The organism is Asprobacillus argus (assembly GCF_032248395.1).
In the GTDB taxonomy this organism is placed as follows: domain Bacteria; phylum Bacteroidota; class Bacteroidia; order Flavobacteriales; family Flavobacteriaceae; genus Polaribacter; species Polaribacter argus.
In genome coordinates this window covers 226,180-238,136 of sequence record NZ_JAVTTO010000002.1, presented here as the reverse complement: position 1 = coordinate 238,136, position 11,957 = coordinate 226,180, and the positions used below count along the sequence as shown (strand labels likewise).

Genomic DNA, 11,957 nt, shown 5'->3' with positions numbered 1-11,957 from the left:
GTAAATTCTACTAAAATGAGAATAGAAAATGAGTTACGCTTAGGTTTTAAGGATGTCATGATCCGACCTAAGAGATCTACGTTAAAATCTCGATCTCAGGTAAGTCTAGAACGCGAGTTCTCCTTTTTGCATGGCAATAACTCTTGGAGAGGAGTGCCCATTATGGCTGCAAATATGGATACAGTTGGAACATTTGAAATGGCAACAGCTCTGGCAAAGCACCATATGTTTACTGCCATTCATAAACACTATTCTTTAGAAGAATGGTCAACATTCGCTACAAATGCAAGCGACGAGGTACTTAAAAACATTGCTGTAAGTACCGGAACAAGTAAGAATGATGAGAAAAAAGTAGCGACCATATTAAAATCGTTTCCTACAATTAATTTTATCTGTATTGATGTTGCCAATGGATACTCTGAGCATTTTGTTGATTTTGTAAAAAGGATGCGAGAGCAACACCCTAACAAAGTTATTCTAGCTGGAAATGTAGTCACGGGAGAAATGGTAGAAGAGCTATTACTTGCAGGAGCTGATATCATAAAAGTAGGGATTGGCCCTGGCTCTGTTTGTACAACACGTATTAAAACTGGTGTTGGGTACCCACAACTATCAGCCATTATAGAATGTGCAGACGCGGCACACGGATTAGGTGGACAAATTATCTCGGACGGTGGATGTAAAATTCCTGGAGATGTAGCAAAAGCGTTTGGTGGCGGTGCTGATTTTGTAATGTTAGGAGGTATGCTGGCTGGTCATGAACAAAGTGGTGGTGAAATGATTGAGAGAAATGGTGAGCAATTCAAGATCTTTTATGGCATGAGTTCTGAGACCGCTATGAATAAGCATGTTGGTGGTGTAGCAGAATATAGAGCTTCGGAAGGTAAGACCGTTGAAGTACCTTTTCGCGGTGATGTACACAACACGGTAACGGATATTCTTGGAGGTGTTCGTTCTACATGTACCTATGTTGGTGCAAGTAGATTAAAAGAGTTAACAAAAAGAACCACATTTATTAGAGTTCAAGAACAAGCAAACGAAATTTTTTCATGAGAAAACACATCCAATTTCTAATTATTTTTACGCTGATTTTCACAGCATGTAAGGAAGAAAAGGCTAAAAAAGAAGATCAATCAAATATTAAACCTATAATTGAATTAAAGTATGCTAAAGGGTTTGAAATTCAGTATTTTAAAAAATATAAAAAACTACACATCATCTCTCCTTTTCTAAATTCAAAGGATACGATTACTTATACGATCTTCACAAAACGTAAAGACGCTGTTCTTTTTGATAACATGCCGAACGAACTGTTGGTTCCTATAGAGAAAATGGTAGCCACTTCTACGACACATATTCCCATGATTGAACTACTAAATGGAGAACAAAACCTTATAGGTTTTCCTCATACAAAATATGTGTCTTCTAAAAAAACAAGAGCTTTAATTGACGCTGGAAAAATACAAGAACTCGGTAGAGAAGCAGAATTAAACACAGAGGTTCTAATTGATTTAAAGCCTGAATTGATCGTTGGTTTTTCGATGTATGGAAAAGACAAGTCGTATGACATTGTAAAAAATGCCGGAATTCCTGTTGTCTTAAATGGCGATTGGTTAGAAGAAACGCCTTTAGGAAGAGCAGAATGGATCAAATTCTTTGGAATACTCCTCAACAAAGAGAAAGAAGCGGATAGTATTTTTAAAACCATTGAGCAAGATTATCTAGAAGCCATTAAGATTGCTAAAAAGGCTAATAATAAAGCCACTATACTTTCTGGAGCGGTTATGAGCAAGGATATTTGGAATTTACCTGCTGGAGAGAGCTTTGTAGCGCAATACTTGAAAGACGCAAATTTGGACTATCCATGGAAAGACTCTAAAGGAAAAGGAAGTTTATCCTTAAGTTTTGAAAGCGTATTTGACAAAGGACAATCGGCACAATACTGGATCGCGCCAGGTTATTTCACTACCAAAGAGCAATTACTAAAAAACAACAAGCTATATGCTAAGTTTGATGCGTTTAAAAATGATCAGATCTATACACCCTCTACAAAGAAAGGGGCTACTGGTGGTGTTATCTATTACGAACTGGCTCCTTCCCGACCAGATCTGGTGCTAAAAGATATTATCAAGATAACAAATCCTGAATTACTCCCAAACTACGAGTTTACTTTCTTTGAGAAGATGCAGTAACAAAGTCAAAACCTGCTTTTGCATGAATTGCGGTCGTATCAAAGGCCGGTACGTTCACATCTGTTTGTGAAACCAACATCGGAATTTCTGTACACCCTAGAATGATACCTTCAGCCCCTTGTGAGATCAATCGATCAATAATGTCAAGATACAATGCTTTCGACACTGGATTTATCGTTCCTTTTGCCAACTCGCCATATATAATGTCATGAATGACGTCTCTATCTTCTTGATTAGGAATAATAGTTTCAATATGTTCTCTAGTCAGTACATCCGTATAGAACGTTTTTTCCATGGTATACTTGGTTCCTAGCAAAGCTACTTTAGTCAATCCTTTTTGATGAATGGCTGCTGCAGTTGCTTCAGCAATATGGATTACAGGCACATTCACCGCTTTTTTAACGGCTTCTATACACAGATGCATCGTATTTGCTGTAATCAGAATACAACTTACTCCAGCAGACTCTAATCTTTTACCTTCTTCCGCCATCATTTCATCCAACAAATCCCATCTTCCTTTTGATTGCAACTCAGAGAGTTCGCCAAAATTAACAGAACTGATTACTACTTTACAGCTATGTTTTTCTCCAAACAATTCTGTAGCAAGATCATTTAAGGTTTGATAATACAATACCGTAGATTGTGGAGTCATTCCTCCTATAAGTCCAATGGTCTTCATTTTAAAATAATGTTGTTTGGCCGTCATCAGAAGTCGATTCATTTTCAGGAGAATCCTTGTCTTCTTTCTTTACTTCAGGCTTCTTCTTAACTGGAGCTTCTTTGCTTTCAATTACCTCTTCCTCGATGACTTCTACATCTTCTATGGTAGGCTCTTCTGGCTCTTCATAAGGCAACGATTCCAACAAATTAACCTGTTTTATCTTATCTGTAGTGAGCTGATTTCCTAAAGCCTTAATTCCCTTTATTGCGATAAAATCCTCAAAATTCACCTCAGTATTATCCAAAGAGCGTTTGGAAAAAATCACTTCTGCTATAGGTCTATGATCTGTTGCAATAATTTCTAATTGCGATTTTGGATGTTCTGAGATAAACATCTCTTCTTTGTCGGTAGATTCTATTAAGAAGCGTTTTACGTAGTAACGTTCCTTATCACCGTCGAAATAAATAGCCGAGATTGGTTTTTTAGGGCGCCATTTCTCCAACACGATCATATCATCTTCAAAATGCATGGCTAGATCTGGTGTTACCGCCTTGATCTTTCCACTTTGTCGTGCTATTAAAATCTTATCTTCTGCTCTGAACTCACCCAACAACTCACCTCTTCCGTCAACATTCAATCGCTGTACTGCATCATCAAACCAGATTTTACGAGGCTTTAAGGTGGATACTCCGGCTGATTTAAATTCAACCTTTCGAATAGCATATTTGGTAATGGTATTTCCTCTGACACCTCTTCCTTTTACAGCAAGATCTGCAAAATCTATATCCCATTTCAACTTCTTTATGGTTCCAACAGCTCTCAATAAAATCGTAACTACTTCTGCTTCACCATTTGGATTGGCCGAAAAATAATGAACTACAGAACCTTTATTTCCAGGTGTTAGGTCATACTCTTTATCACGCGTTACTCCAGTTACATTAAATCGTTTCATATAACTTGCACCAGATGATTTCCCATCTCGATACATCATGTTGTACACGGTACGCTTGTCCTTCTTCTTAAAGACAGCAATATGAATAATGTCTTTACCAACAAAGGTCTTAGAAGCCACTTTGGTCACCATCATCTTACCATCTTTCCTAAAGACAATAATATCGTCAATATCGGCACAATCTGCCACATACTCATCCTTACGCAACGAAGTACCTACAAACCCTTCTGTTCTATTCACATAAAGTTTGGTATTACGCATTACCACTTTGGTGGCTACAATATCATCGAAAATTCTGATCTCCGTTTTACGCTCCTTCCCTTTTCCGTACTTCGATTTCAGGTTCTTAAAATAATCTACCGCATAATCAATTAGTTTTGCCAAGTGATTCTTTACTTCCGCGATCTTATCTTCTAATCCTTCAATAAATTGCTTTGCTTTATCAATATCGAACTTAGAGATCTTTTTAATTCGGATCTCTGTTAATCGCACAATATCTTCTTCAGTTACGGGTCTTTTTAAATGTTTGATATGAGGCTGCAATCCTTTATCAATTGCCGCGATCACTCCTTCCCACGTCTCTTCTTCCTCAATATCACGATAGATCCTGTTCTCAATGAAGATACGCTCTAAAGAAGCAAAATGCCATTGCTCTTCCAGCTCATGTAGCTGAATTTCAAGTTCTCTTTTTAATAGTTCCACCGTATAATCCGTAGATGATTTTAACATCTCGGTGACACCAATAAATCGAGGTTTATTCTCTTCAATAATACAGCACAAAGGAGAAATTGAGCTCTCACAATTGGTAAATGCATATAGAGCATCTATCGTTTTATCTGGAGATATACCTGCTGGTAAGTGTATTAATATTTCTACTTCGGCGGCTGTATTATCTTCAATCTTTTTGATCTTGATCTTACCTTTTTCATTGGCCTTAATGATACTATCAATCAATGAAGATGTGGTAGTGCCATATGGAATCTCAGAAACCACTAAGGTCTTTTTATCTAATTGCGAGATCTTAGCACGCACACGTACCTTCCCTCCTCGTTTTCCATCATTATAATTCGTAAAATCCGCAATTCCGCCAGTAAGGAAATCAGGTAATATTTTGAAGCTTCGACCTTTTAAGTATTTTACTGAAGCATCAATCAACTCGTTAAAGTTGTGCGGTAATATTTTAGTGGATAGTCCTACTGCAATTCCTTCTGCTCCTTGTGCCAATAGTAACGGGAACTTTACAGGAAGGTTTACAGGTTCTTTTTTACGCCCATCATAAGACGCTTGCCATTCGGTAGTTTTTGGATTGAACACTACATCCAATGCAAACTTTGATAGACGTGCTTCAATATATCTGGATGCTGCTGCCCGGTCACCTGTTAGGATATTCCCCCAGTTCCCCTGCATATCTATCAGCAACTCCTTTTGTCCCATCTGTACCATGGCATCTGCAATCGACGCATCACCATGTGGGTGATACTGCATGGTATGCCCTACAATATTTGCCACCTTGTTATAACGTCCGTCATCCAAATCCTTCATAGAATGCATAATACGACGTTGTACTGGTTTAAACCCGTCATTAATTCCGGGAACGGCTCTTTCTAAAATTACATACGAAGCATAGTCCAAAAACCATTCCTTGTACATTCCTGTAACTTTGGTAATAGTCTCCTCTTGATGTGACTCACCCTGAGGCATCATCTCTTCTTCGTGTTCGTTTTCGTTTATTTCTTCACTCATATGTAAAACGTTTCTTTAACGCTTATTGATCTCATTAATTGAAATTAATTTCATTGGTTGCAAAACTTAATATCGCTCCTGAATCTAGCAAGGCGCTCACCTTAAAAATAGCTCGACTTGGAATATTTTGAACGCTACTCACCCTAAAGGTAAACGTTTGATCAAATTCATTTTGATTTTGCACATACTCTTCAAGTGTATAAAATTGACCTGAAAAATTAGTCGCCATAAAATCATTTGATATATCAACCTCTTGACTGTTCGTTATATCTTCAACTACTATTTTAATGGATGCTACATTGGTTTTAAATATCAGATCATCATCGGGGCATGTTGTTGCCATAGCGCTCTCAAAGCCAAAACCTTTAATTTTCTTAAACACCGATGCTATCTTTGTCCGCTCCGTATCAAACGAGCCAGAAATAGCTAAATCTTCTTTATTAATGGTAGTTCCTCCAACGATATTCTCATAACCTTGACTTGTAAACATTAAGGCATTCCCTTGCATTCCAATATGTGTCACTTCATAGGTCCCTGGATCAGGGCAACAAGATATTATTAGTTGAATTGCATACAAACAGCAAAGCACTAAAATTCCTTTCCTTTTCATACTTCTTCTACGATGTCTAGTTCTACTTTTAAATTTTCAATGATAAACTTCTGTCTATCTGGCGTGTTTTTACCCATATAGAATTGCAACATCTGTTCAATAGACATCTCCTTGTCTAACATCACGGGATCCAGGCGGATATCATCTCCAATAAAGTGTACAAATTCATTCGGTGAAATTTCACCCAATCCTTTAAATCGTGTGATCTCCGGTTTTCCTCGTAATTTTTCTATAGCTGCTCGTTTTTCTTCTTCAGAATAGCAGTAATGTGTTTCTTTTTTATTTCGAACCCTAAACAATGGCGTTTCTAAAATATATAAATGCCCTTCTTTGATCAGTTCTGGGAAGAACTGTAAGAAAAAGGTAATCAATAACAATCGAATATGCATTCCATCGACATCGGCATCCGTTGCGATCACAATATTGTTATATCGTAGTGTTTCCAATCCATCTTCAATATCTAATGCGGATTGCAATAGGTTGAACTCCTCATTCTCATACACGATCTTCTTCGATAGCCCAAAGGAGTTTAATGGTTTTCCTTTTAAGCTAAATACAGCTTGTGTATTTACATTTCTAGATTTAGTGATCGATCCAGAAGCCGAATCTCCCTCCGTAATAAACAAGGTGGTTTCTAAATGAGCTTCTTTCTTAGTATCGCCTAAATGAATACGGCAATCACGTAATTTCTTATTATGTAAGCTTGCTTTTTTAGCACGTTCTCTAGCCAATTTTCGAATACCTGATAACTCCTTACGCTCCTTCTCTGCTTGTAGTATCTTCTTTTGCAACTTTTCGGCCACCACTACATTCTTATGCAGGTAGTTGTCCAACTGTGTTTTTACAAAATCGTTGATATAGGTTCTTACCGTTGGTAGACCACCTCCCATTTCGGTTGATCCTAATTTGGTTTTGGTCTGACTTTCAAAAACAGGTTCCATTACCTTGATCGCAATGGCTGATATGATCGATTTACGGACATCTGAGGCCTCAAAGTTCTTTCCGTAGAACTCACGTACCGTTTTTACAATGGATTCTCTAAACGCTGCCTGATGCGTTCCTCCTTGTGTGGTATGCTGTCCGTTTACAAACGAATGGTATTCTTCTGAGTATTGAGTTTTACTATGCGTAATGGCTACCTCGATATCATTTCCTTTCAGGTGAATGATCGGATAGAGCATATCTTCTTGATTGTTATTATCTTCCAGGAGATCCTTCAAACCATTTTCTGAGAAAAACTTTTCGCCATTAAAAACAATCGTCAATCCAGGATTTAGATAGACATAGTTCTTCAGCATCTTTGCTACATACTCATTTCGAAACTTATATTTTTTAAAGATGGTTTCATCCGGAATAAAGGAAACCTTGGTTCCTTTTCTTCTGGTGGTCTCGTCTAAATTTTCCTGATTCATCAGGTTTCCTTGCTCAAATTCAGCTGCAGCGGACTTTCCATCACGATTCGATTCTACTCTAAAATAGGCAGATAGTGCATTTACCGCTTTGGTACCAACTCCATTCAACCCTACAGATTTTTTAAAAGCTTTCGAATCGTACTTTCCCCCGGTGTTCATTTTAGAAACTACATCCACTACTTTTCCTAAAGGAATTCCACGACCGTAATCACGTACGGTTACTTTGTTTCCCTGAATAGAAATTTCAATAGTTTTTCCGGCACCCATCACATATTCATCAATAGAGTTGTCCAGTACTTCTTTTACTAAAATATAAATACCATCATCCGCAGAAGAACCGTCCCCTAGTTTTCCGATATACATACCAGGACGCATCCTGATATGCTCTTTCCAATCGAGCGAGCGTATATTATCTTCTGTATACTTTGTTTCTTGAGCCATAAATCTGTCCGCATTTTGCAATAGATGCTAAAATAGCATATCCCATGAAAAAATAAAATGCCTTGTTTGATTAGTTATTAACAGACTTTCAACCTTTTTTAGAACGTTACACTCCATGTAAAAATATAACGCAATAAAACAATTTGTTATATTCTTAAACATTTTGTTTTTCGCAAGCATTATTAGCTACTTTTGAGATTTAAACTAGGAACATTGAACAGAGAACATCTTTTAGAATTGGCTGAAAAATATGGCAGCCCATTGTATGTGTATGATACTGCGATCATCGCACGTCAGTACGAACGCATCATGAACGCGTTTGCTGATGTACCGCACATACAACTGAACTATGCAGTAAAGGCATTGTCGAATATCAATATCCTACGATTTTTTAAACAGTTGAATTCTGGCTTGGATACCGTATCCATTCAGGAGGTACAATTGGGACTCACCGCAGGATTCGATCCTTCTCAGATCATTTATACGCCCAACGGTGTTTCATTAGATGAAATTGAAGCTGTGGCTGCAAAAGGCGTTCAGATCAATATTGACAACTTATCTATTTTGGAATTATTCGGACAAAAGCATCCAGATATTCCGGTATGTATCCGTATCAATCCGCATATCATGGCGGGTGGAAACAGCAAAATTTCCGTTGGACATATTGATTCTAAATTTGGTATCTCCATTCATCAGGTACCACATATTCACCGCGTGGTTGAAAATACAGGCATGAATATCAACGGAATCCATATGCATACAGGTTCTGATATTTTAGATATAGACACGTTTATTCGTGCTACGGAGATCTTGTTTGATGTTGCCCATCAATTCAAAAATATTAACTTTATCGATTTTGGAAGTGGCTTTAAAGTACCCTATAAGGAAGGCGATATTTGTACCGACATTGAACAATTAGGTGTGCAATTATCAGAACGCTTTAATACCTTTTGCAAAAAGTACGGGAAGGACATTGCGCTGATGTTTGAACCCGGTAAATTCCTGGTTTCTGAAGCAGGATATTTCTTGTCGAAAGTAAATGTGGTAAAGCAAACCACTTCTACTGTATTTGCTGGAGTGGATAGTGGCTTTAATCATTTGATCCGACCAATGATGTACAATTCCTATCACCATATTAGTAACCTCTCGAATCCAGAAGGTAGAGACCGCTATTATTCTGTGGTGGGTTATATCTGCGAGACGGATACGTTTGGCAGTAACCGACGGATTGCAGAGATCTCTGAGGGTGATGTTTTATGTTTTAAAAATGCTGGAGCTTATTGTTTTTCGATGGCGTCCAATTATAATTCTCGCTACCGCCCTGCGGAAGTGATGATACACGATACGAAAGACTTCTTAATTCGGAGACGGGAGACCTTTGAGGATCTCCTACAACACCAGGATTTGGTTGATTTGTAATGAAAAGAGAAGCTTGGCTTCTCTTTTTTATTTGACAAAAGCTGTCATTACGAGATTTTTTTAGTTACAGCTTTTCGATAACCGTAATCCATACTTCTTACCTATTTCCACTTATAAAAAAAGCGAACTTTTAAAAAGCTCGCTTGAAGTTTGAATTTGACTTATGAAATATTGTCGAAATTGAACAATGTTTAACAAGAACCATAGATAACTCCAGACCAGATGGCACTACCCTGGAAATATACAGTTGCTTTTATTCCATCAAAAGGAGGTACCCCAAATCTGAAACCACAAGTTTCCATACATACCTTAACAGTAGCATCAACTGGAATACTTAGTGGAACGCTAAAACAAATATCACCAACAATTGGGAAATTAACACAAATTTGACCATTATCATATTTTGCGCTAACACATGCCGAAATTTGTGCGGCTAAGGTACTTGAGTGAAATTGAAAGGCTTGTACATTAGAAGCATGAGCTTCTCCTTGCCCCTTGGTTAAATCACGAACGATATTTTTATTATTATCTTGACACATAATCTTACATATTAAGTTATAGTTCCTACTCTATTTGAATTGGCTTTTCGGATTCCGCCTTTTGTAATGAACATTTACCGTAGCTACTTAATCGAATAATTTGTTTTGATTACGATATAAAATTGAAGAATTAATGACCTGAATTATGAAAGAATGTCATTAGTCCTGGATATTTATGCATGATAGCTCTAATTCCAGGTATAAGAAAGGACCTCGGAATTGCATATTAAGCATTTACAAATCTGTTGACAAAATAAATTGTACTAAATCCTGTTTTTGATTAACATTTATTTGACAATCAATAGATTTTACAACAAAAAGCCTAATCCATTCCTGTAAATAGACCAACACAATACATCTACTTTTAAATTAAATAGTATGTTTACAAGATGAACTATCTCATAGCTTTTTCCCTGGTAGGTATTTCAGCAAGCTTATTTTTAGGCGTATTACTACTTTCTAAAAAGCAAGACAAAGGACAAGCCCATTTGTTTTTGGGAATATTCTTCCTTTTAGTAGCTATCCGTTTAGGAAAACTAGTCATTCAGGAGTATGCCCCAGAAGCTGTGGTGCATGTTTATTTTAATATAATGCATGCGGCTTTTCTAGCCATGGGTCCGGTTATCTGGTTGTACATCAAAAATTATATGACTGCCAAGTCAGTAGCTAGACCTCATTACTGGGTTCATTTTATTCCTTCGTTTATCTTATTAGTAGGTGGTTATCCATTACGTCAGGTAGTTGATCCTTCCTTTTGGTTGACTATTTACTGGTTGATACAAGTGCATCCAATCGTGTATTTGGTGCGTGCATTGCAACATACCATAGATTCCAGAGAATCTAAAAAATGGAGTTATAGTTTGATTACTGCTACCTTTTCAATCGTACTGATGAACGTATTGTATTTTATGGTTGATTTTCCTTTTTATCTAGTCACGGCATTGTTGTTAATTGTTACGGTCTATCTATTTGCTTATCTCGCCTTTAACGGTCAGCTATCCGCATTATTAGGAAAAAAGGCGATCAAATACCAAAACCTACAACTCAACTCAGAAAAAACCGAACAGGTACAACAAAAAATTGAACAACTCTTACTCCATCAGAAATGGTATTTAAAAGACGGTTTAAAGCTTTCTGATATTTCAGAGGTTTTACAAGTTTCCAATCATTTGGTCTCGGGAGTGATCAATCAAAGCTATGGAATGAGCTTTCCGCAGTATGTCAATTCTCTACGGATACAACAAGCCCAGCGACAACTACTGGAAGAACCTTCTAAGAAGATCATTAGTATTGCCTTAGAAAGTGGATTCTCTTCCCTATCAGCCTTTAATCATGCCTTTAAAAGGATTACCCAAGTAACTCCTTCTGGGTATCGCGCACAATTTTTAGCGAAAAAGAGTTCCTGATTTATAAAACAGGGAGATTTTGTGTAGAAATAGTTTTCTTTTTGAGGAGTAAAACTTAAAAACTCTCTTATGAAGACTTTCAAAAACATTGTATGTTGTATCTGTTTTATCTCAACAACTATGCTGCTTGCTCAAAAAACCAACGCTACAGACAAATCTTATTATAAAGATTGGGTGGGAGAATGGTATAAAGAAGTGAATGACACCTTAGAAAAACTCCCCAGTTTTATAGTTACCCAAGGTTTATATAAAGAATCTTTTGAGGAAGTGTGGATCGGTGCTGGAGGTAGCTTTTCAAAAGCGTGGCGAGCTTGGGACGGTCGTACTCAGCAATGGGGTTTTGCATGGATATCTGTAGACGGTTTGTTTCAAACCTGGGAAGGTAAAAAAGTAAATGAGATTTGGTATATGTATAAAACCTTTGTGTTAGACAATGGAAAGAAAGTATTGTCGCGGCAAGCTTTTATTCCCAGTGGAAAAGGAGTCTTGATTCGTACTAGCGAACATTCTACCGACCAAGGAAAAACCTGGACACTTCGTTTTAAGGAGAAGTATGTGAAACGTAGGTGATTTTGTTATCAA

Annotated in this window: 10 protein-coding genes; 5 read left to right on the top strand and 5 right to left on the bottom strand. The window is 37.3% G+C overall.

The window, feature by feature from the left end; all coding sequences use genetic code 11:
- Positions 1 to 15 precede the first annotated feature (15 nt).
- Positions 16 to 1,053, top strand: coding sequence for a GMP reductase (guaC, locus tag RQM59_RS04790; protein ID WP_349240942.1), 1,038 nt, complete (start codon positions 16 to 18; stop codon positions 1,051 to 1,053).
- A complete protein-coding gene (locus RQM59_RS04785) occupies positions 1,050 to 2,192 on the top strand; it encodes an ABC transporter substrate-binding protein (RefSeq protein WP_349240941.1) in 1,143 nt (380 codons plus the stop codon). Before guaC ends, RQM59_RS04785 begins: the two co-directional genes overlap by 4 nt.
- On the opposite strand, the gene RQM59_RS04780 is transcribed toward RQM59_RS04785, so the two are convergent.
- The 4 genes from RQM59_RS04780 to RQM59_RS04765 are packed head-to-tail and all read right to left on the bottom strand — an operon-like array spanning position 2,167 to position 8,011.
- On the bottom strand, positions 2,167 to 2,871 hold the full coding sequence (locus tag RQM59_RS04780; protein WP_349240940.1) for an aspartate/glutamate racemase family protein: 705 nt from the start codon (positions 2,869 to 2,871) through the stop codon (positions 2,167 to 2,169). The two genes, RQM59_RS04785 and RQM59_RS04780, sit on opposite strands and share 26 nt — an antisense overlap.
- A gap of 1 nt (position 2,872) precedes the next feature.
- Entirely contained in the window at positions 2,873 to 5,548 is a 2,676-nt protein-coding gene (locus tag RQM59_RS04775) for a DNA gyrase/topoisomerase IV subunit A (RefSeq protein ID WP_349240939.1), read from the bottom strand.
- 34 nt (positions 5,549 to 5,582) lie between these two features.
- The gene (locus tag RQM59_RS04770) at positions 5,583 to 6,158 is read right to left on the bottom strand and encodes a hypothetical protein (protein WP_349240938.1); all 576 of its coding nucleotides are present in this window, start codon (positions 6,156 to 6,158) and stop codon (positions 5,583 to 5,585) included.
- Positions 6,155 to 8,011 (bottom strand): DNA topoisomerase IV subunit B, encoded by a 1,857-nt coding sequence (locus RQM59_RS04765; RefSeq protein ID WP_349240937.1) that lies wholly within the window; start codon positions 8,009 to 8,011, stop codon positions 6,155 to 6,157. Before RQM59_RS04765 ends, RQM59_RS04770 begins: the two co-directional genes overlap by 4 nt.
- 213 nt (positions 8,012 to 8,224) lie before the next feature.
- Between RQM59_RS04765 and lysA the strand changes: the two genes are divergently transcribed.
- The gene (gene lysA, locus RQM59_RS04760) at positions 8,225 to 9,430 is read left to right on the top strand and encodes a diaminopimelate decarboxylase (RefSeq protein WP_349241457.1); all 1,206 of its coding nucleotides are present in this window, start codon (positions 8,225 to 8,227) and stop codon (positions 9,428 to 9,430) included.
- Positions 9,431 to 9,621: 191 nt separating this feature from the next.
- Here the strand turns inward: lysA and RQM59_RS04755 are convergent, their stop codons facing one another.
- Complete coding sequence (locus tag RQM59_RS04755; protein WP_349240936.1) at positions 9,622 to 9,969, bottom strand: hypothetical protein; 348 nt, start codon at positions 9,967 to 9,969, stop codon at positions 9,622 to 9,624.
- A 389-nt stretch (positions 9,970 to 10,358) separates the two neighbouring features.
- Between RQM59_RS04755 and RQM59_RS04750 the strand changes: the two genes are divergently transcribed.
- A complete protein-coding gene (locus RQM59_RS04750; protein ID WP_349240935.1) occupies positions 10,359 to 11,375 on the top strand; it encodes a helix-turn-helix domain-containing protein in 1,017 nt (338 codons plus the stop codon).
- A 69-nt stretch (positions 11,376 to 11,444) separates the two neighbouring features.
- Positions 11,445 to 11,945, top strand: coding sequence for a hypothetical protein (locus RQM59_RS04745; RefSeq protein ID WP_349240934.1), 501 nt, complete (start codon positions 11,445 to 11,447; stop codon positions 11,943 to 11,945).
- The last annotated feature ends 12 nt before the right edge of the window (positions 11,946 to 11,957 follow it).

Coding starts and splice junctions, on each gene's coding strand:
- guaC (WP_349240942.1), top strand. CDS start 16: ATGAGAATAGAAAATGAGTTACGCTTAGGTTTTAAGGATGTCATGATC.
- RQM59_RS04785 (WP_349240941.1), top strand. CDS start 1,050: ATGAGAAAACACATCCAATTTCTAATTATTTTTACGCTGATTTTCACA.
- RQM59_RS04780 (WP_349240940.1), bottom strand. CDS start 2,871: ATGAAGACCATTGGACTTATAGGAGGAATGACTCCACAATCTACGGTA.
- RQM59_RS04775 (WP_349240939.1), bottom strand. CDS start 5,548: ATGAGTGAAGAAATAAACGAAAACGAACACGAAGAAGAGATGATGCCT.
- RQM59_RS04770 (WP_349240938.1), bottom strand. CDS start 6,158: ATGAAAAGGAAAGGAATTTTAGTGCTTTGCTGTTTGTATGCAATTCAA.
- RQM59_RS04765 (WP_349240937.1), bottom strand. CDS start 8,011: ATGGCTCAAGAAACAAAGTATACAGAAGATAATATACGCTCGCTCGAT.
- RQM59_RS04755 (WP_349240936.1), bottom strand. CDS start 9,969: ATGTGTCAAGATAATAATAAAAATATCGTTCGTGATTTAACCAAGGGG.
- RQM59_RS04750 (WP_349240935.1), top strand. CDS start 10,359: ATGAACTATCTCATAGCTTTTTCCCTGGTAGGTATTTCAGCAAGCTTA.
- RQM59_RS04745 (WP_349240934.1), top strand. CDS start 11,445: ATGAAGACTTTCAAAAACATTGTATGTTGTATCTGTTTTATCTCAACA.